This is a genomic window from Azorhizobium sp. AG788 (genome assembly GCF_004364705.1).
Classification (GTDB): domain Bacteria; phylum Pseudomonadota; class Alphaproteobacteria; order Rhizobiales; family Xanthobacteraceae; genus Azorhizobium; species Azorhizobium caulinodans.
The window spans coordinates 358537-377424 of the sequence record NZ_SOBM01000003.1 but is presented as its reverse complement, the minus strand read 5'-3'; the positions used below and the strand labels follow the sequence as shown (position 1 = coordinate 377424).

Sequence of the window (18888 nt, the reverse complement as noted above, 5' to 3'; positions counted from 1 at the left end):
CCCTAGAGCCCCAGCGCGCGGGCGGGAGCCGTTGCGCGCAACCGCGCGCCCATGTCCGCGCCCAGTCGGGCGGCGTCGGAGACCGGGGCCGTCTCGTCCGCCTCGGCGGCATCCCGCCCATCGGGCGAGAGGATGAGGCCGCGCAGGCGGACCATTTCGCCCTCCACGGTGGCGAGCCCGCCGATGGGCGTGCGGCAGGAGCCATCCAGCGCGGTCAGCAGCGCCCGCTCGGCCGCGAGCGCGATGCCGGTGGCGCGGCAGGCGATGGCGGCGATGGCGCCGTTGGTGGCCTCATCCCCCACGCGGCTCTCGATGGCCACCGCCCCCTGGCCCACGGCGGGCAGGAAAGCGTCCGTGTCCAGAACTGCGCTCGCCTCATGGGCGAGGCCGAGGCGGGTGAGGCCGGCGAGCGCCAGCAGCGTGCCGTCGAACGTGCCTTCGCGCACCTTGGCGAGGCGCGTGTGGACATTGCCCCGCAGCAGCGACACGTCGAGGTCGGGCCGCAGCCGCCGCAACTGGGCTTCGCGCCGGAGCGAGGCGGTGCCGATGCGCGCGCCGGCGGGCAGGTCCGCGAGGCTCTTGCCCTCGCGCAGGATCAAAGCGTCGCGCACATCGGCGCGCGGCAGGAAGCCGGAGAGGAACAGGCCGTCCGGCAGAGCAGTCGCCATGTCCTTGGCGGAATGGACCGCGAGGTCGATGCGCCCGTCGAGGAGCTGTTCTTCGATCTCCTTGGTGAACAGGCCCTTGCCGCCAGCTTCCGAGAGGGCGCGGTCCTGGATGCTGTCGCCCGAGGTGCGGATGACCGTGATGGAGATGCTCTCCACGGGGCGCGCCAACGCGGCGGCGAGGGCATCGCGCACCGCATGGGCCTGCCAGAGCGCGAGCGGGCTGCCGCGCGTGCCGATGGCGAGACGGGGGGCGAAGGAGGCGTTCGGATCGGGCATCAGGCTTGCGGCATCGCGTCTTGTGTCGGGGGCGCGTACAATGATAGCCGGAATCGCAACGGGATAGCGCGGCGGTCCGGCGTTTGGCTTGCACGCGCAGGTTCAGGGTCCATGTAAGGGCGGGTGCGCGGCGGGTCCAGTCCGGGTTCTGCCGGAGGGGGTAAACGGCCGATGCCGCAGTGCCCTGTCTCCCGAGACGACAAGAGATGTGCCGGTGGTCCCGGCCGCAAGGAGGCGAGAGAGCGTGGCTGATCTTCTGGTGCTCGGCATCGAGACCACGTGCGACGAGACCGCGGCGGCGGTGGTGTCGCGCTCGCCCTCGGGCGCGGGCGACATCCTCTCCAATGTGGTGCGCTCACAGATCGAGGACCACTCGCCTTATGGCGGCGTGGTGCCCGAGATTGCCGCGCGTGCCCATGTGGAGGTGCTGGACCATGTGATCGCCCAGGCCATGGCGGACGCGGGTGTCGCCTTCTCCGACCTTTCCGGCATCGCCGCGGCCGCCGGCCCTGGCCTCATCGGCGGCGTCATCGTCGGTCTGACCACCGCCAAGTCCATCTCGCTCGCCGCCCGCCGTCCGCTGGTGGCGGTGAACCATCTGGAAGCCCATGCACTCACCGCCCGCCTCACGGACGGCGTGGCCTTTCCCTATCTGCTGCTGCTGGTCTCCGGCGGCCACACCCAGCTCCTCGCGGTGGAGGATGTGGGCAAGTATCGCCGCATCGGCACCACGCTGGACGACGCCATTGGCGAAGCCTTCGACAAGGTAGCGAAGATGCTGAGCCTGCCGTATCCCGGCGGCCCGGAGGTAGAGCGGCAGGCGGCCCTCGGTGATCCGCAGCGCTTCGCTTTTCCCCGCCCGATGGCCGGCCGGCGCGAGCCGGACTTCTCGCTCTCCGGCCTCAAGACCGCTGTAAGGCTGGAAGCGGACCGCCTCGCCCCGCTCTCCGATCAGGACGTGGCCGATCTCTGCGCCAGCTTCCAGGCGGCGGTGGTGGACGTGATCATGGACCGGGTGAAGGCCGGCGCCCGCTTCTTCCGCGAGCGGCTCGGCTCCGGGCCCACCGCGCTTGTGGTGGCGGGCGGCGTCGCGGCCAATGGCGCCATCCGCAATGCCCTCAACAAGACCGCGTCCGACATCGGCACCCGGCTCGCCGTGCCGCCGCCCGTCCTGTGCACGGACAATGGGGCGATGATCGCCTGGGCCGGGGCCGAGCGCCTGTCGCGTGGCCTCACCGATCCGCTGGACCTGAGTCCGCGCGCCCGCTGGCCGCTCGATCCTGCGCCCATCACGCCCCGCGCCTGATGATGAACCTCCCGAGTGAAGCATGAGTGCGTTCGACCGCATCGGTGTCGTGGGCGCGGGCGCCTGGGGCACGGCGCTCGCCAATGTGGCGGCCCGCGCCGGCCGCGCAGTGAGGCTGTGGGGCCGCGATCCCGCGCAGGTGGCCGAGATGGCGGCCCGGCGCGAGAATGCGCGCGGCCTGCCGGGCATTGCGCTGGAGGCGGGCGTCACGCCCACCGCCGATCTGCGCGAGGCGGCCGCCTGTGAAGCCGTGCTGCTGGTGGTGCCGGCGCAGGTGTGCCGGGCGGTGTCCGGCGAACTGGCGCCGCTGCTTGCGGCGGGCACGCCGCTCGTCTCCTGCGCCAAGGGCATCGAGCGCGGCACCGCCGCCTTCATGACCGACGTGATCCGCGCCGCCGCTCCCGCCGCCCGGCCCATGGTGCTCTCTGGCCCGAGCTTCGCGGACGACGTGGCCCGCGGCCTGCCCACCGCCGTGACGCTGGCGGGGGAAGATGCGATGCTGGCGGAAACGCTGGCGGCGGCGCTCGGCTCCTCCACCTTCCGGCTCTATCATTCCAGTGACGTGCGTGGGGTGGAGATCGGCGGCGCGGCGAAGAATGTGCTCGCTATCGCTGCCGGCATTGTCGCCGGCCGCCGGCTCGGGGCCAGCGCGGGCGCGGCGCTCACGGCGCGGGGCTTTGCGGAGCTTCAGCGCTTCGGCCGGGCCTTCGGCGCGCAGCCCGATACGCTCACCGGGCTCTCCGGCCTCGGAGATCTGATTCTGACGGCGGGTGGCCCGCAATCGCGCAACTTCGCCTTCGGCCTTGCGCTGGGCCAGACGGGAGAGGTGCCGCAGGGCGGCAAGCTGGCGGAAGGCGCCTTCACGGCGAGTGCGCTGGTGGCCATGGCGGCTGGGCGGCGCGTCGAGATGCCAATCTGCGCGGCGGTGGATGCGGTGCTCTCCGGACGCCTCTCGGTGGACGGCGCCATCGAGGCCCTTATGGCCCGCCCCCAGCGCGCAGAAGCCTGAGGCGGGAGCCCTCCCCGGCGGCGGGGAGGGCCGTGATCTTGAAAGCGTAAGGCGGCGATCCTCAGAAGCCGACGAAGGTGCTTTCCAGATGCTGCACTTCCGGTGGCTGCGCGAAGAAGGGGCCGACCAGCGCGCGCCAGGACTGGAAGTCCTCCGAGCCGCGGAAATCCACCGTGTGGTTCTCCAGCGTCGCCCACTTCACGATGAGGTGGTATTCGGTGGGCGTTTCCACCGAGTGGCGGATTTCCATGCCGGAGCAGCCCTTGGCGCGCTGGAACAGCGGGATCGCCTGCCGCGCGGCGGCCTCGAACTCGGCCTGCTTGCCCTCGTGGATGCGCAGGACCGCCAACTCATAAACCATCGGAACGTCTCCTTCATGCGGAAGGCGGGCCTTGCCGGCGGCGGCCGGCGATGGCGGGCCATACGCCCTCCCTGCGGACGGCGTGACCATAGAGGGGCGGCGGGCGGCGCGAAAGCTGCCGGTGCGCGATCGTGTCCCCCGCTTGCCAAGGTCGCCCCGGCGCAGCTAGAGCGGAAAGGTTCGCTCCGGAGATCGCCCATGGCCCACTGGCTCTACAAGTCCGAACCCTTCAAATGGTCCTGGGACCAGCAGGCGAAGGCGGGCGCCAAGGGCACCCACTGGGATGGCGTGCGCAACCATCTCGCCAAGCAGCAGTTGCAGGCCATGAAGCTGGGCGACCAGGGCTTCTTCTACCACTCGAACGAGGGCAAGGAGATCGTCGGCATCGTGGAGGTGATCCGCGAATTCTATCCCGACCCCTCCGATGCCACCGGCAAGTTCGGCATGGTGGATCTCAAAGCCGTGCGGGCGCTGAAGAAGCCCGTGACGCTCGCCACCATCAAGGCCGAGCCGCGCCTCGAGAACATGGCACTGATCAAGTTCTCCCGCCTCTCGGTCCAGCCGGTGACCGACGAGGAATGGGACATCGTGCTGTCACTGGCGGAGGGGTGAGCGGGCCTCCCGCTTCATCGGTGTTCTGGGCCTGTGCGGCGAAGAGGGCGGGCCGGCTCAAAACTCCAGCGGCGCATTGTCCACGACCTCTTTCATGACGAAGAAGGTGCGGGTCTGGCGCACGCTGGGCAGAGCGATGAGCTGCTGGGCGTGGATGCGGTTGAAGTCCGCCATGTCGCCCACCCGGATCTTGAGGAAATAGTCGAAGTCGCCCGCCACCAGATGGCAGTCGAGCACGAATTTCAGCTTCGCCACCGCGCGCTCGAACTCGCCGAAGCTTTCGGGCGTCGAGCGGTCCAGCACCACGCCCACCATCACCAGTGTGCCGCGTTCCACCTTGTGCGGGTTCACCTGCGCCCGCACCCCGGAGAGATAGCCCTGCTCGAACAGGCGCTGGGTGCGGCGGTGGCAGGTGGCGGGGCTCACGGCCACGGCCTCGGCGAGATCCGCATTGGACATGCGCCCGTTCGCCTGCAGCAGGCGCAGGATCTTGAGGTCGATCCGGTCGAGCGTTTCGTCCATGGAAGGATCTTCCGGAAAATTGCGTCAGAGCTGAAGAAATTCCACGAGATGGCCGATCTGGCAAGTCAGATGCGGTAGTTCCGCCATCAACTTTGAAAGCACCTCTCAGCCTGTCTCGGCTAGAGTTCCGGCCATAAATTTCCTTCCGGACGACCTGCCATGAACCTCAAGAAATTCGAGCGCTATCCCCTCACCTTCGGCCCGACCCACATCGAGAAGCTCTCGCGCCTCACCGACCATCTCGGCGGCAAGGTGGAGCTCTATGCCAAGCGCGAGGACTGCAACTCCGGCCTCGCTTATGGCGGCAACAAGCTGCGCAAGCTCGAATACATCATTCCCGATGCGATTGCTTCCAATGCCGATACGCTGGTGTCCATCGGCGGCGTGCAGTCCAACCACACCCGCATGATCGCGGCAGTGGCGGCGAAGATCGGCTTCAAGTGCCGTCTGGTGCAGGAAGCCTGGGTGCCGCACGAGGACGCGGTCTATGACCGGGTGGGCAACATCATGCTCTCGCGCATCATGGGCGCGGACGTGCAGATGTGCGACGACGGCTTCGACATCGGCATCCGCAAGAGCTGGGAAGACGCCATCGCCGACGTGAAGGCCAAGGGCGGCAAGCCCTATCCGATCCCGGCGGGCGCCTCCGTGCACAAGTTCGGCGGCCTCGGCTACGTGGGCTTCGCCGAGGAAGTGCGCGCCCAGGAGGCCGAGCTCGGCTTCAAGTTCGACTATATCGTGGTCTGCACCGTCACCGGCTCCACCCATGCGGGCATGCTTGTCGGCTTTGCCGCTGACGGCCGCGCCCGCAACGTGATCGGCATCGACGGTTCCTTCACTCCCGCCCAGACCAAGGCGCAGGTGCTGGAGATCGCCCGCCGCACCGCTGATCTGGTGGAACTCGGCCAGGATCTGACCTCCGACGATGTGGTGCTGGTCGAGGACTATGCCTATCCGGCCTATGGCGTCCCCTCCGAGGAGACCAAGGAGGCGATCCGCCTCGCGGCCAAGCTCGAAGGCATGATCACGGACCCCGTTTACGAGGGCAAGTCCATGCAGGGCATGATCGATCTCGTGAAGAAGGGCTACTTCCCGGAAGGCTCCAAGGTGCTCTACGCCCACCTCGGCGGCGCCCCGGCCCTCAACGGCTACGCCTACGCCTTCCGCAACGGCTGACGCCTTCAACCGGAAGTCTCTTCCGGCATTCGGGATTGCGGCGCTGGCGCTCGTGCTTCCCGCCCGGTTCCGGTTCCGGTTCCGGCCGGACCGGCGGCACGACGGCATCGTCCGGGGGGACAGTGTCCGCGATCCCAAACGGAAAGGGCGCACGGCTGATGCCGTGCGCCCTTTGTCGTTCTGCCTGTCGGACATCGGCGGCGGAGCGGGGAGAGGACCGCTCCGCCGCCGTGGGCGTTCCGGCCTCACCGCAGGGTGAGGCCGGGTTTCCCGCTGCCCTCACAGGCGGGAGCGAAATTCCGGCCTCGCCTCAAGCCTGCGCCGGGCCCCAGTGGGGATCCTGGTCAGCCGCGGGACTGTTGAACTGGCCCTGGATGTTCAGGATCTGGAAGCCGGCCTTGGGAGCGGAGGTCGCCTGGGCTGCGGCGGGCAGCAGGGCTTCTGCGGAGCGGGCGGTGTTGGCGGCCGGGGCGGTCACGCCGGGGATGAAGCCCTGCGCGCTCACCGCATAATTCTCGCGGACGGAGCGGGTCAGATATTCATCGGCCGAGGCGGCGCCGGCGAAGGTGAGGCTGGCGAGAAGGGCGAGGGCTGCCGTGTTGACGTAACGCATGATGATCTCCTGATGGTCGGGTCCGGGCGGCGGTGCCGGCGGCCGGAACGGATGTTCGGAAGGAAAGCCGCGCTGAAGAGAAGAACGGAGCTGTCGTCGCTCCGCGGGGCGGCCGGTGCTCCCGGCGCGGCGAGGCGGGAGGCCGGGCGGTGCCGCGCCAACGGCGGCACCGCGTCATTGATGGATGACCGTCAGCTCAGAAGTGGGCGGTCAGCGGACAGCGCTCAGAGCTGGGAGGGCGTGCCTTCGAGGGCCGGGCCCCAGTGGGGATCCAGGCTCTGGCTGACGGAGGCAGCCTGAGCCTGCACGCGCACCGTGCCCTGGGCGGAGGCCGGCAGAAGGGCCTCGTTGGCGGCGCGCTGGGCGGTCAGGCTCGGGATGAAGCCCTGGGCGCTCGACGCATAATTCTCGCGATTGGCGTTGGTGAGATATTCATCGGCCGAGGCGGCGCCAGCGAAGGCAAGGCCGGCAACAAGGGCGAGGGCGGTAGCAGAAATCGTACGCATGGGATGTCTCCTTGATCTGTGGCGGAGCGTCCTTGGTGGCGCCCCGTTTGATGCAGGAGAGATAGCGCCGCAGCGTTCGCGGGATAATGCAGCTTTTTCGGCAATGATTATCCCGTAAACGTCGATAATCAGGCGGCGGTTGCTAGCGTCCGGGCCGCCTCCTCCGGCGGCTGGCCCGCCAGCACGAGGCGCAGGCGCACCAGCATGGGCGCTTCCAGCAGGGCGGCGACCGAGAGATCGCCGGCATGGCGCGGGTCGCCGCCGAGATCCATGATGAGCGCGCGCAAAGTTTCGAGCTCCGGCGTCTCCGGGCCGGCCACCGGCACCACGGGCCGCAGGTGGGAGATGCGGCCGAGCGCCGGCCCGCTGAGCGCGTTAAGCGACTTGAAGACCACCGCGTCGGGCGCCAGCGCCTGAACGACCTCGGCCCCGGATGTGGCGGCATCGAGGGCCAGTTCAGGCCCCGTAGCGCCGATGCGCAACGGGTGCGTGGCATCGATGATGATCCGGCCACCGTGGGGCGCACAGGCGGAAAGCGCTCCCTCCACGTCCCACCAGGGCAGGGCCAGAAGCAGCACGCGCGCCCCGGCCGCCGCGGCCGCGAAGGGAAGGGCGGGTGCTTCGCCGGCCGGGACGTCGGCAGAGGCCGGGTCCGCGAGGCCGAAGCGCACGGTGTGCCCCGCGCGCAGCCAGCGCGCGCCGGCCAGCCGCGCCAGATGACCTGCTCCCAGAATGGCGATGTCCATGATGCCCCACCGCGCCCGTTGCGATCCGTCGCGGCGGACTATGGCCAAGCCCCGATATGTGGGCTAATGAAATTACTCGCTGAATGGATATCGATCTCAACCATATCCGCCGCTTTGACGGGGCGCTGCTGCTGGTCTTCCGGGAGCTGATGGCGACGGGCCAGACCACCGCCGCCGCGCGCCGCCTCGGCCTCACGCAATCTACGGTGAGCCATGCGCTGCGCCGCCTGCGCGACCTCACCGGCGATCCGCTGTTCCAGCGCCGGCCGGACGGCCTGACCCCGACGCCCCGCGCCCACGAGCTGCTGCCCATCGTGGTGGAGATGCTGCGGCTCTCTCAGGCGCTGAAGGGCGAGCCGGGCGAATTCGATCCTGCCGCCTCCACGCGGCACTTCCGCATCGCAGGTCCGGACATCGTCTCCACCGTGCTGGCCGGGCCGCTGGCGCACCGCTTTGCCCAGCACGCGCCGAACGCCCGCCTCTCCTTCGGCTTCATCGTCGGGGCCGCGGCGCTTGAAGCGCTGCGGCGGGGCGAGATCGACATGGCCATCGGCCATTTCCCCAGCGTACCGCGCGGATTTGCCGCTTCCACCCTCTGGGAGGAGGAATTCGTCGCCATCGCCCGCAAGGGACATCCGCGCTTCCCGCCGCTGGACCTTGCCGGCTATCTCGCCGCCGACCACGTGCTCGTCTCCTTCTCGGGCCGCTTCACCGGCGTGGTGGACCGGGTGCTGCAACCGCTTGGCCTTGCCCGCCGGGTCGTTGCCTCCTTCCCTCTGTTCCTCTCCGTGTTCGATGCCGTGGCGCAGAGCGATGCGGTGGCGGCCGTGCCCTATTCACTCTGCGAACGGCATGCCGAGACCTTTGGCCTCGCCCGCCTGCCCATGCCCATCGCCGTGCCCGGTTTTCCCATCGTGAGCGTGCGCCGCGCGGGCGTCCCCGACGGCGGCTATGAGTGGCTGGAGGCTCTGATCCGGCGCATGGTTGCGGAGTATGCCGACGAGATCGAGGCGCGGGGCGAATGGCCGCCGCGCCAGCCGGTGCCGGCCGCAGTTTAAGGGAGCGCCCTTCTATCGGCGTCCGGCGTGCTAGCGTCGGCCGTCGTGACAGGGAGATTCGATCGGTGAACGGCAAGCTGCATCTCTTCCTGCGCGGCCTTCTGGGCACGCTACTGCTCCTGCTCGCCTCCGCGCCCGCCCGCGCCGATGCCGCCTTCACCCAGTTCATCGCCTCCCTCTGGCCGGAGGCGCAGGCTGCGGGCGTCTCGCGGGAGACGTTCGAGCGCGAGACGCGGGGCCTTGAGCCCGATTACAAGCTGCCGGACCTGGCCCTTCCGGGCCGGCCCGCGACGGGCGCGGGAAAGCAGGCGGAATTCGTGCAGGTGCCCGCCGATTACGTGCGCGAGGCGACCATCGAGCGCCTCGCCGCCGAGGGCCGGCGGCTGATGCAGAAGTATCAGCCCGTGCTCGCCCAGATCGAACGGCAGTTCGGCGTGCCGGGGCCGGTGGTGCTGGCCATCTGGGGGCGGGAGACGGACTTCGGCCGCTATACCGAGCCGCACGATGCGCTGCGGGTGATGGCGACGCAGGCCTACGCAGGCCGGCGCAAGGCGCAGTATCGCACCGAGTTCATCCTGGCCCTCAGGATCCTCGATGAGGGTGTCGTGCCCCGCAAGGCGTTTCGCGCGTCCTGGGCCGGGGCGACGGGGCTGACGCAGTTCCTGCCCTCCGATTACTTCGCCCACGGCGTTTCGCTGGAGGGCAACGCCCATCCCGACATCTGGCGCTCCGTGCCGGACGCGCTCGCCTCCGCCGCCAAGCAACTGGCGGACAAGGGCTGGCAGCCCGGCCTGCGCTGGGCCTATGAGGTGCGCGCGCCGGCCAATGCGGACTGCACGCTGGGCGTGCCCGAGGTGCAGCGGCCCATCGGGGACTGGGTCCGCGCCGGCTTCCAGCCCATCGGCGTCCGGCTGTCGGCGGCGGAACTGGCGCAGCCGGCCTCGCTGCTCCAGCCCGAGGGCATCTACGGCCCGTCCTTCCTCACCACGAAGAACTACTTCGTGATCAAGGAATACAATTTCTCCGATCTCTACGTGCTGTTCGTCGGCCATCTCTCAGACCGGATGACCAATCCGCAGCCCTTCGCCACGCCCTGGGCCGCCTCGACGCAACTGCGCACCGCCTCCGTGGAGGCGATGCAGAAGCATCTCGCCCGGCTCGGCCTCTATGGCGACAAGATCGACGGCAAGGCGGGCATGCTCACGCGCGCGGCGGTGGGGGCCTATCAGAAGTCCGCCGGGCTGAAGGTGGACTGCTGGCCGAGCGAGGGCGTGCTGCAATCCATGGGCGCAGCACGCTGACGGGCCGACAGAAATGATCGAAACGGCCTAGCCATAGCTCGTCCCGCCATCCTACCCTGATGCCGTCATGCGGGCGGGCCGGGGAGTGTGTGCGTGCAGCAGATCGTGATGATCGTTCTTTGCCTCGTCATCGGCGTCGTGCTGCGCTGGAGCGGGAAGCTGCCGGACAATGCGGCCAAGGTGCTTTCCGGCTGGGTCATCAATGTCGCGCTGCCGGCGGCGGCGCTGGAGAGCATGCACGGCCTTGAGACGCGGCCGGACTGGTGGTTCGCCGCCGCCACGCCCTGGATCGGCGTCGTCGTCTCCGTGCTGGTGATGGTGCCGCTGTGCCGGGCGCTCGGCTGGTCGCGCGGGCGGGCCGGGGCGCTCATTCTTGTCGCCGGCTGGGGCAACACCTCCTTCGTGGGCCTGCCCATGATCGCCGCCTTCGCCGGCAGCCAGTGGCTGGGGCTCGGCATCGTCATCGATCTGTTCGGCTCCTATCTCGCCCTCTCCACCCTCGGCCTGGCCATTGCGGCGGTGGCGAGCGAAGGGCGGCTCGATCTGAAGGCGGTGGGCAAGCGCATCGTCACCTTCCCGCCCTTCATCGCCATCCTGATCGCGTTTGCCACCAACCACATGGCGCGGCCGGAATGGCTGGACCAGCTCGTCACCGCGCTTGCTGGCACGCTGACCCCGCTGGCGCTGGCCGCTGTGGGCTATGCGCTGCGGCTCGATCAGGTGGCGAGCCGCCTCGCACCGCTGGGCGTCGGCCTCGTCTACCGGCTCGGCGTCGCGCCGCTGCTTCTGATCGGGCTCTACACGCTGCTCGGCCAGACCGGCGACATGGTGGCCAAGGTCGCCATGCTGGAGATGGCCATGCCGCCCATGCTGGGGGCGAGCGTCATCGCCATGGACAATGATCTGGAGCCGGACCTCATCGCCTCGCTCATCGGCATCGGCGTGCCGCTCTCCATGCTCACCGCCTGGGGCTGGTGGACGGTGATCTCCGCGCTCTGAGCGGAAGGGGCGTCGCCCGCCGGAGGGCGGGCGACGTTGGGGCGCTTCGGGTGGCGCGTTTTTCTGGTTTTAAACACCATCGATGCATGTATCCGCGAAGCTCGCTCGGATCTGGCGGCCTACGTGCGCTTAGAATCGGTTTCGGAAGGACGCTAAGACCGATGGCGAACTCCCATATCTCCTCCATTTGCGTTAATTCAGCGCCAATTGATCATCGGCAAATAGGAGGGAAATGTCGCGACACAGCTTATGGATCGATGCCTCAGTGTCTTTCCAATCTGCCAAGCCCAAGGACAGCCTTCCGATATCGAGCGAGAATGTGATAGCCGCACAAAATGCGATCAGCATTGCTCTCTCGCTCGCGCTAGGTGAGCCGAATGCCGACTTTCTCCATCGCATTTTGCCCGCTTCTGCCATTTTGATTTTTTCTTCGTTGTTTATTGTGAGCTTGTTGTGTGTATGTATAAAACCAGCATCTTCAATCATTTTCACATATTCATTATTCACCTCCATGCCTTTCCTTGAATTTTTTCCGAGAATTGAATTGCGAATGGCCTCATTTACAACTAGATTTGATCCAATGTAAAGTTTCCACATCCGTATTAGTTCTTTATCATCAACATTTTTAGCGAAATCAACCATACTGCTTGTAATATCTGACACGAGCGTGCCCTTAAGGATACTCAGGTATTCCAAGCCGCGCGTGGCTATTGCAGAGAATGGGGGAGCCATTTTTTCATCATTGGAGAATCCCTTTTTGGTCGAAAGTATTTTTGCAGCTTGGTAATGCCGGTAAGCAGTGGGAAATTTTTCGATATTTTCATGCCCCCAAAATTTCTGGTAGGGGTGACCATAAATAAGTGCTCTACTGATATTTTCGTTTTCTTCGATCTCCTTCTGAGTTTCCTCAGGGTTTTCTGCTTGATTGTTTAGAATTGATTTTCTTAGTTCAACATTTTTACTATCTATTGCCATAGCTCGTTCAATTTTTGGTAATTTGACTCGTTCCCAGTCCTTGCTGTAATAATATCCCATCAATATAAGGCCAATTCGCTGGCTTCGTGTTACATCAAGCATATTATCTTTTTCAAGATCGAAAAGTTTTTCGGTCGCGTCTGAAAATGCATACTCTATGCCTGATCCTATTATATCTTCAAATAAAACTGTACACATTTTATACATTCGCGATGTTTTATTTTTAAAAGAATTTATAGTCTGCTTCTCGTTAATGGAATAATTTGCATATTCATTGACAATGCGCAGGCATTCCTGAGATTTTATTCTTATATATCTCGTATCCTGTGGCATGCTGGATATTTCTTGATTTATCGATTGGAGTGAAGATTGAAAAAGTCTACCAAACGAATTTACCTGGGCGTGCGCAACAATGTCTTCTTCCTTAATCTTCCTGTTTCGATCTGCGAGTGCCAAAAACAATGACGGGAGCCCCTTCACTGAGGCGTCCCTTATGTCCTGATCAGAAGACAAAAAGCGGGTGAGTGCGATTGTAATCCCTTGAACCATCATGCCTGCGACCGGACCGATCTTTGGCACGCTGGAAAGCGCGTTCGCGACCTGTAAGTCCATTGTGGCCGCAATAATGGGCGCGAGCCTGTCCCGATCTCCGTTTACGGTGCCTAAAACAGAATTCATGATGGAATCGAAACGTTGGATGAGTGAAGCTAGCGAAGATTGGGATATGATGGTGCTTGTTGTCACGGATACGGGCAGTACGTCAATTTTTGTTGTGATACGATTAAGTGATTCGATAAACGATGGATCTTTTCGATATTTGTTCCATAAGTATATTGCAGATTCAATTGACCTCTTCTTTGTGATCTTGTCGCAAAGGGGGCCGTATTGGTCGATGAGTTGCATCGAGGGCTTCGAGGCGTAGACCTGTTTGAAGATCTTTTTATTCATCGCTTTTTCGACAAGTTTGGTGAATTCCTCGGTGCTCGTCATTTTCATTTCCTTTGTATGTCGTGATGATCGATGACGGCTTACATCAGAGGGGGAAGGTCTCTGCTTTCAAAAGGTATCGTGGCCCAACTCGGGTGTAAGTGCAGGCCGCTAAACGTGAGCGTGCCCATCGTCATTCGGAAATGAAGGGCGCAGGAACCATCGATCTGGGAGCCGGAATGACATCGCTTCGGCGCGGCCAGTCCGTCCGAGCCGTCTTTCATTGGGCGTAGAATTCAATCGTCCCATTCCCAAACCTCCGGCGCGGGCGGCTGCCGCTTAACGTGTCAGATAACGACCGCGCGCCGGGCGGCGCGCGGTAAGATCATAAGCTTGGCTTTATGCGTATCACGAGCTCTTGGTGGTCGCGAGGTCGTAGGACACCGTCACCGGGGTACCAGCCTTGTTTTTGTCGTCATAGGGCGTGAACTTGAATTCGAGCTTCGTGAAGCTGATGGAGACGGACTCCGTCGGGCGATCGCCACCGGAGGAGACCGAATAGGACGAGATCAGCGCGTTGGTCAGCGTATAGGTGCAGTAGGTGACGCCGGGGTTGCCCGTGCTCACGAGGTCGATCTTCACCGTCTTGCCGACATTGCCGGTGCAGGATTCGGTGAAGAGCTTGGGAGAGGCGGCGTCGAAGGCCTTCACGATCGAGACTTCACTCACGGACGGCTCGGAGGCCTCGCGGTTGTTGCCCGAGCCGGCGACCGTCGAGATGCCGCGCCCCACGCCCCAGGTGAGCGAGAGAGCGTCGATCCACTTCTTGTGGTCCTGCTGCGTGGCTTCGCCCTGGATACCGTCGTAGTTCACATAGATAGCCATGATGATCCCCTAGACTTTCTCGGTTTCGAACCGGGTAGAGTGGTAGGGGCCGTCTTTGGCGTTCCGTGTACTTGTTTGTGGCGACTGTGTGATCGCCTTTACAAGCATGTGAAGATATAGAAGATCATCGCGCGCCCGATACGCTATATCGTGAAACCTTATATCCGGTCCCGCGGATACCTTGTTTCCTCCCTTTTTGCATTGCGGCATGTCGGGGAACGCGCCGGGTGTTTTGAGCGTGTCGGTCGCGCGTCCGGCGTGCCAAGCGTCGGTTTTTGGAGGGGGGGGCGGCAGACAGACGAAAGCCCCGCACGGTGGCGGGGGCTTTCCCCGTCGGGGCTCCATTTGTGCGTCGGGAAAACTCCTTCCCGGGCGCTGTCGGTCGCATCCATCGTTTGGGAGAAACGCACCGCCTTGCGTCTGCACCGCCACCACCGGGGCGGCGTCTTCCTGCTCTGATGTTTTAAGACCCGATGTGCAGACGGCAGCGGTGCCGATATCCGCCGCCGCCAGCCTGCGCGGGATCAGATTGAGCGGGGCGCCGCTCCGCACACAAGACGCAGTGGGCATGCCGCAGTCGCCCGGGCGCCGCTCCCGCGTGCGGCGGTCTATGTCATGGGATGCGGCTCTACCCTCCGGCTTGTGGCGTCGGAGCTTTCCCTTGTTCAGAAGGGAAGGGGCCTGGCGGAGAACGCCATCTGTCCATCCGCCGTGACCGCCCTGTAGGGCAGGCTCTGGAGATGGTCGATGCGCTTTGCCATCGTATCAATGGGGTTCGGCGGCATATAGCTGAACGCGAGATCGACCTCGTCGTAGCCGCCCATGGCATAATACATCTTGGCTATGCCGCTGCCGTCGGAAGACCAGTAGACGAGATTTTCGTCTTTTGTCTGGATCTGGAACGCCCCGATGGCATAGGTCCCGTCATCATTCTTGTGATAGAGCTCGCCGACGACTTCATAAGCGCGTGAATTCCACTCCATGTCGAAATATGCGAGATAGGTATCAAATATTTCAGATACCTTCTCGTATCTCTCTATATAATCATTTGCCAGCATAATGCCGTCTTTGATCTTTGCGATATCATCGGGTTGCGTCGCCGTCTCGAGCCTTTTCTGCTGCTCCTCGACAAACTTATATCCGTCCTGGGCGATCAGATGCTGCGCATTGTAGCTGCGGATCGCAGAAGCCATGGTGAGCGGTTCACTGCTCCGAATCTCGAGCATCTTTTTAAGGGTTTCTGACCCGGTCGCCTCCACGCGGGAGGTGTAGGCAGATTCTTTTTGCTGATACTCCTGCATTATCTTGTAATCGGCACGGAAAACGGTGACCGCCTCGTTAAAATCATTGTATGTCGGCCAATACCCCGTCGTGTTCTCCGCCAATCTCTGCGTAAACCGACTGAATTCGTCGTCGCTGCCGAACTGGGCTCGAAGCTTCGTGAGATCCAGATCCTTGACGTAGATATAGTTCCCGGCCGTCTCCGCCTGAGACATCCAGGCCGCCGTGCCGAGGCTCACGCCCTGCATGTAGGAGGGCTTCACGTCGGCGCGCATCTGCCGCGCTTTTTCTATGATTGACTCAACGGCCTCGCTGCTGGCGGAGGACTGCGGGCTCGTGCTGCTCCGAAACAGGGACAGCACGTTATAGGATGCACCAATGCTCGAAACCATCTTTCCCTCCCCACGGAGAGAAGCCGCGCAATCACGTCATATGCGCGCGGGTTCACGAAAGGCCGACATCATGTCGGTCCATGAATAAATATTAAAATAGTCAGAAATGATCCCTGACTTAAGGGGAACCTTAACAAATCAAGGCCCGGTTTCCAAGGTGCGTACCCCCGGATGCTCGTGTCGGACCGTCTTTCCTTTCCGGCCGGGCGCGCGGCTGAGTCGGATCGTTTCGGGCCGGGTCGGGTTGGGGCGCGATAACTGCTCGGCGTTTCCCGGCGCGGGAATATCGGGTGGGGCCTCGGGCGCGCCGCCTTCTGGGACGGGCGCCCATCGTCCCCGGAGGCAGCACCTTGGGTCTCACCCGCCGGGTCGGGTGCGGCGCCAACTTGGCACGAGACATCCGCCCCGTTGCGGCAAGGGGTTCAAACGCGGTCGCTTGGGGGTGCAGCGAAGATATTGGGCGGGCATCCATCGTCAGCACCGCGCGCTTGTCGGCGGTGCTGATCAGGTGGCCGGGCGCGCGTCTGCGATAGCGAAAAACACCGTGCTTCGCGGTTTCAATATGGGGGAAGCGCCGCGGCCAACCCGCCAATGTGTATGACCCCCGTGTATCACCGGGTCACAACGCATTGAAATATAAGGGAAGGTGGCGCTCCCAAGGGGACTGAGATGCCGATTTTTACTTAAGTCACTGAAATAAGGCACATATCCGGCGCACCCTGTGCTGAGGGCCGTGTAGGCTTGAATCCTGCGGGTGTCAACAATTGTGCCTTCCCCCTTCTCAAGGCATCTTCGCGGCTGAATGGGGAGGATTCGTGATGAACTATATCGTGCTGGCAGCGACGCCTGCGACGGTACGGGATTGTTGGGTTGGGTTGGGGAGTGGGCCGGAGAGTGCGGACGAGACGTCGAATGCTGAATCGCCATCTCCCCCGGTCGCTCAGGATACGCCATTCAGCGTGTGGTCGCCGATCGGATGGATGCGAACGGGGTCGCGTGCAGACTCGATACGACTTCGGTAAGTTCTCAGCGGCTCTCGGGGACGACCGCCGCCGCCGGTCCCGCGATCACGGTCATGATCGTCAAAGGAGGAGCCGTGATCCGGGTGGAGGGCACCACTCGGCTTCATACTGGCGACCAGCGCGGCCGGTGAGAGGGGTATTCGAGCTGCGCCGGCCAATCTGCGGTGCACGGCGAATCCTGGTTACAATCACGCGGAGTGGCCTCCTCACAGCTATTTTGGGTGCTGTGGTTTTTCGCTAAATCCATGACATCAATGGATTTCTCGGGATCTGGGACACCTTGTACATTTCAACTCACTTGACGCTTGGCGTACCCTCTGAATCTATGATCGTTCATCCGTTCCCGGCGCGAGAGATCCCATGAATGACGCTGGCTGGACCACTTCGGTTGGAAGTCAAAAGCGCCGGTCCGCACGGGGAACTGATGCGCCTTGGTATCACGCCCGGCAACTGACCGATGCCGAGCGCGAGTCGTTCCGCCTAACGACATTGGCGGCTCAGGACGCGAAGCGCCGCGCGGAAAACGGAGAATGCGTCCAGCCTAAACACCCGGTGAATGTTCCGCGTCTAGATCCTCTTAAGCTTATGCCCAAAAAACGCGGTAATGGGTTGCGCACCTTGTCGTTGTTCAGCGGCGGAGGCGGCATGGATCTTGGTTTCGATCGCGCCGGCTATTTGCACATAGCGAGCTATGAAATCCTATCAGTCGCTGGAGATACCCTGCGGCGCGCGCGCCCGTCATGGACAGTCCACAGTGGGTCGGATGGCGACGTTAAGCAGGTAGATTGGAGAGCATACCGAGGAAAGGTTGATGTCTTGCACGGCGGACCTCCCTGCCAACCATTCAGTCAGGCTGGCCGGCGCAACGGGGCCGCTGATGAGCGTGACCTCATCCCCGAACTGGTGCGCGCTGTAAAATTGTCTGAGCCTCCTGTTTTCGTCTGCGAAAATGTAACTGGACTCGCAACTAAGCGTTTTTCTGAATATATACAGAAAAATATATATGAACCTCTGTCGAGTACGTACGAAATATCGATGTTTACGTTGGAAGCTGCGGATTTCGGCGTTCCGCAGAAGCGCCGTCGTGTGTTTTTCGTTGGATTCAGAAATAAAAATGCAGCGTTGTCATTCCATCCGCCAAAGCCGACATACTCCGCTGCCCACCTTGATGGTGGGGGCACCCCAGCAGGTCTTAAGCCAACGATGGGGACGAGAGAGGCTCTCGGGCTTGCAGACATCGGTATCGACGGGCTGGCTCCAACGATCCGTAGCGGGTTCACTGGCCCTCGCCACACCACCAGCGTATTGAACTCCGTTTCTGCCCAGCGGGCGTGGGAAGCGCTCCAAATTTGGCCTAACGGCGTCGCGCTCGACAGGGATAGGGCGAGCCAATATGTGACCAAGAACGGTCATTTTCGGTTGTCGGTCCCGGATTGTTTGGTGCTCCAAGGGTTTCCTGCGGACTGGCCTGTTGGCCAAACTGTTTATGCGGCACTTGGGCTAATCGGAAACTCGGTCGCACCACCTATGGCGTATCATTTGGCGGCATCAATACAGGTGGCTTTGTCGAAAGCCAGTTCCTAGCTGTCTCTCTTAAAATTGCGGCATGGTCCCGCTCTATAAGAGTCCAGCTTTTGAAATATTCCGCAGGGATATGAGGGTTGTTGAGTGTTGATCCTCGATTTATTAAATATTTTACGCGTCCTCTAAATAATTCGAGCATTCGCTCTTCCGAGTATCCATCTCCAGCATCCATCATCGCCTTGTATTCTTTTGAATTTAGTTGATTTTTTTGTAATCTCTTGGCTTCATCGTATGAATATTTTTCCTTTTTTCCCAAAAGTCGATGCATAGTTGAATTGTCAACCAATCCCGGCACAAGATCCGCAGCCTCGAAATCGACGCGCACATACTCCCATATTTTAGAAATCCATGCAGCCATGTCATCCGGGGTTCCGTATCTACATTCGGCTAAGTCTAATCCATCAAATTTAGCGATTATCCAATGTTTATTTCGCCACTTTGCGATATGATCCGGCCCAAGATCGCGCACAGTGCTTACGCTTCCGCCAGCGGATGTCACTGATTTTAGCTCGAACTCCAATTCATGCCCATCCACCAGCAATATCGCGTCAGTTCCGTGCCTGACTCTATTGGCGGGACGAACAAGATTGAAAATATCTACCAATCTGTTCTCACGAGCATCATCTTGAGCGACAATCGTTGACCGCGCCATAACCATCCCCCGAATGC

18 protein-coding genes are annotated in these 18888 nt (G+C 62.9%); 8 read left to right on the top strand and 10 right to left on the bottom strand.

Going from position 1 to position 18888, the window contains the following annotated elements; genetic code table 11:
• Positions 1–2: 2 nt before the first annotated feature.
• On the bottom strand, positions 3–944 hold the full coding sequence (gene hemC / locus DFO45_RS09555; RefSeq protein ID WP_133864655.1) for a hydroxymethylbilane synthase: 942 nt from the start codon (positions 942–944) through the stop codon (positions 3–5).
• A gap of 244 nt (positions 945–1188) precedes the next feature.
• Here hemC and tsaD point away from each other — a divergent pair, with 244 nt between their 5' ends.
• Entirely contained in the window at positions 1189–2250 is a 1062-nt protein-coding gene (gene tsaD / locus DFO45_RS09550; protein ID WP_133864654.1) for a tRNA (adenosine(37)-N6)-threonylcarbamoyltransferase complex transferase subunit TsaD, read from the top strand.
• Between the two features lie 22 nt (positions 2251–2272).
• Positions 2273–3259, top strand: coding sequence for an NAD(P)H-dependent glycerol-3-phosphate dehydrogenase (locus tag DFO45_RS09545; protein WP_133864653.1), 987 nt, complete (start codon positions 2273–2275; stop codon positions 3257–3259).
• A gap of 61 nt (positions 3260–3320) precedes the next feature.
• Here the strand turns inward: DFO45_RS09545 and DFO45_RS09540 are convergent, their stop codons facing one another.
• Positions 3321–3620 (bottom strand): antibiotic biosynthesis monooxygenase family protein, encoded by a 300-nt coding sequence (locus DFO45_RS09540; RefSeq protein ID WP_012168795.1) that lies wholly within the window; start codon positions 3618–3620, stop codon positions 3321–3323.
• 198 nt (positions 3621–3818) lie between these two features.
• On the opposite strand from DFO45_RS09540, the gene DFO45_RS09535 reads away from it, so the two are divergent.
• Positions 3819–4232, top strand: coding sequence for an EVE domain-containing protein (locus DFO45_RS09535; RefSeq protein WP_133864652.1), 414 nt, complete (start codon positions 3819–3821; stop codon positions 4230–4232).
• A gap of 57 nt (positions 4233–4289) precedes the next feature.
• Here the strand turns inward: DFO45_RS09535 and DFO45_RS09530 are convergent, their stop codons facing one another.
• On the bottom strand, positions 4290–4754 hold the full coding sequence (locus tag DFO45_RS09530) for an Lrp/AsnC ligand binding domain-containing protein (protein ID WP_012168797.1): 465 nt from the start codon (positions 4752–4754) through the stop codon (positions 4290–4292).
• Between the two features lie 159 nt (positions 4755–4913).
• On the opposite strand from DFO45_RS09530, the gene DFO45_RS09525 reads away from it, so the two are divergent.
• Positions 4914–5930 (top strand): 1-aminocyclopropane-1-carboxylate deaminase, encoded by a 1017-nt coding sequence (locus tag DFO45_RS09525; RefSeq protein WP_133864651.1) that lies wholly within the window; start codon positions 4914–4916, stop codon positions 5928–5930.
• A gap of 310 nt (positions 5931–6240) precedes the next feature.
• On the opposite strand, the gene DFO45_RS09520 is transcribed toward DFO45_RS09525, so the two are convergent.
• The 3 genes from DFO45_RS09520 to DFO45_RS09510 form a co-directional block, all read right to left on the bottom strand.
• Positions 6241–6543 (bottom strand): hypothetical protein, encoded by a 303-nt coding sequence (locus DFO45_RS09520; RefSeq protein WP_133864650.1) that lies wholly within the window; start codon positions 6541–6543, stop codon positions 6241–6243.
• Between the two features lie 224 nt (positions 6544–6767).
• Complete coding sequence (locus DFO45_RS09515) at positions 6768–7049, bottom strand: hypothetical protein (protein ID WP_133864649.1); 282 nt, start codon at positions 7047–7049, stop codon at positions 6768–6770.
• 128 nt (positions 7050–7177) lie between these two features.
• The gene (locus DFO45_RS09510) at positions 7178–7795 is read right to left on the bottom strand and encodes an NAD(P)-binding domain-containing protein (protein ID WP_133864648.1); all 618 of its coding nucleotides are present in this window, start codon (positions 7793–7795) and stop codon (positions 7178–7180) included.
• An 83-nt stretch (positions 7796–7878) separates the two neighbouring features.
• On the opposite strand from DFO45_RS09510, the gene DFO45_RS09505 reads away from it, so the two are divergent.
• From DFO45_RS09505 to DFO45_RS09495, 3 genes are all read left to right on the top strand, one after another.
• Entirely contained in the window at positions 7879–8853 is a 975-nt protein-coding gene (locus DFO45_RS09505) for a LysR family transcriptional regulator (RefSeq protein ID WP_012168802.1), read from the top strand.
• An 89-nt stretch (positions 8854–8942) separates the two neighbouring features.
• Positions 8943–10154: a lytic murein transglycosylase gene (locus DFO45_RS09500; protein ID WP_245518024.1), complete on the top strand. Its 1212-nt coding sequence runs from the start codon at positions 8943–8945 to the stop codon at positions 10152–10154.
• A gap of 93 nt (positions 10155–10247) precedes the next feature.
• The gene (locus DFO45_RS09495; protein ID WP_133864646.1) at positions 10248–11153 is read left to right on the top strand and encodes an AEC family transporter; all 906 of its coding nucleotides are present in this window, start codon (positions 10248–10250) and stop codon (positions 11151–11153) included.
• 192 nt (positions 11154–11345) lie between these two features.
• On the opposite strand, the gene DFO45_RS09490 is transcribed toward DFO45_RS09495, so the two are convergent.
• The 3 genes from DFO45_RS09490 to DFO45_RS09480 all read right to left on the bottom strand — a co-directional run bounded on the left by DFO45_RS09490 (position 11346) and on the right by DFO45_RS09480 (position 15613).
• Positions 11346–13118, bottom strand: coding sequence for a hypothetical protein (locus tag DFO45_RS09490; protein WP_133864645.1), 1773 nt, complete (start codon positions 13116–13118; stop codon positions 11346–11348).
• A 345-nt stretch (positions 13119–13463) separates the two neighbouring features.
• Positions 13464–13940 carry a type VI secretion system tube protein Hcp gene (locus DFO45_RS09485; protein WP_133864644.1) on the bottom strand — a complete coding sequence of 159 codons (477 nt, stop codon included), beginning with the start codon at positions 13938–13940 and terminating at the stop codon, positions 13464–13466.
• Between the two features lie 665 nt (positions 13941–14605).
• A complete protein-coding gene (locus tag DFO45_RS09480) occupies positions 14606–15613 on the bottom strand; it encodes a hypothetical protein (RefSeq protein ID WP_133864643.1) in 1008 nt (335 codons plus the stop codon).
• 1382 nt (positions 15614–16995) lie between these two features.
• Between DFO45_RS09480 and dcm the strand changes: the two genes are divergently transcribed.
• Positions 16996–18219, top strand: a complete 1224-nt coding sequence (gene dcm, locus DFO45_RS09475; RefSeq protein ID WP_133864642.1) for a DNA (cytosine-5-)-methyltransferase — start codon at positions 16996–16998, stop codon at positions 18217–18219.
• Here the strand turns inward: dcm and DFO45_RS09470 are convergent.
• The gene (locus DFO45_RS09470) at positions 18161–18871 is read right to left on the bottom strand and encodes a hypothetical protein (protein WP_166657085.1); all 711 of its coding nucleotides are present in this window, start codon (positions 18869–18871) and stop codon (positions 18161–18163) included. The two genes, dcm and DFO45_RS09470, sit on opposite strands and share 59 nt — an antisense overlap.
• Positions 18872–18888: the final 17 nt, after the last annotated feature.

Bases quoted from the DNA above. Each gene is read 5' to 3' on its own strand.
- hemC (WP_133864655.1), bottom strand. From the start codon at position 944: ATGCCCGATCCGAACGCCTCCTTCGCCCCCCGTCTCGCCATCGGCACG.
- DFO45_RS09545 (WP_133864653.1), top strand. From the start codon at position 2,273: ATGAGTGCGTTCGACCGCATCGGTGTCGTGGGCGCGGGCGCCTGGGGC.
- DFO45_RS09540 (WP_012168795.1), bottom strand. From the start codon at position 3,620: ATGGTTTATGAGTTGGCGGTCCTGCGCATCCACGAGGGCAAGCAGGCC.
- DFO45_RS09535 (WP_133864652.1), top strand. From the start codon at position 3,819: ATGGCCCACTGGCTCTACAAGTCCGAACCCTTCAAATGGTCCTGGGAC.
- DFO45_RS09530 (WP_012168797.1), bottom strand. From the start codon at position 4,754: ATGGACGAAACGCTCGACCGGATCGACCTCAAGATCCTGCGCCTGCTG.
- DFO45_RS09525 (WP_133864651.1), top strand. From the start codon at position 4,914: ATGAACCTCAAGAAATTCGAGCGCTATCCCCTCACCTTCGGCCCGACC.
- DFO45_RS09520 (WP_133864650.1), bottom strand. From the start codon at position 6,543: ATGCGTTACGTCAACACGGCAGCCCTCGCCCTTCTCGCCAGCCTCACC.
- DFO45_RS09515 (WP_133864649.1), bottom strand. From the start codon at position 7,049: ATGCGTACGATTTCTGCTACCGCCCTCGCCCTTGTTGCCGGCCTTGCC.
- DFO45_RS09510 (WP_133864648.1), bottom strand. From the start codon at position 7,795: ATGGACATCGCCATTCTGGGAGCAGGTCATCTGGCGCGGCTGGCCGGC.
- DFO45_RS09505 (WP_012168802.1), top strand. From the start codon at position 7,879: ATGGATATCGATCTCAACCATATCCGCCGCTTTGACGGGGCGCTGCTG.
- DFO45_RS09490 (WP_133864645.1), bottom strand. From the start codon at position 13,118: ATGACGAGCACCGAGGAATTCACCAAACTTGTCGAAAAAGCGATGAAT.
- DFO45_RS09485 (WP_133864644.1), bottom strand. From the start codon at position 13,940: ATGGCTATCTATGTGAACTACGACGGTATCCAGGGCGAAGCCACGCAG.
- DFO45_RS09480 (WP_133864643.1), bottom strand. From the start codon at position 15,613: ATGGTTTCGAGCATTGGTGCATCCTATAACGTGCTGTCCCTGTTTCGG.
- dcm (WP_133864642.1), top strand. From the start codon at position 16,996: ATGAATGACGCTGGCTGGACCACTTCGGTTGGAAGTCAAAAGCGCCGG.
- DFO45_RS09470 (WP_166657085.1), bottom strand. From the start codon at position 18,871: ATGGCGCGGTCAACGATTGTCGCTCAAGATGATGCTCGTGAGAACAGA.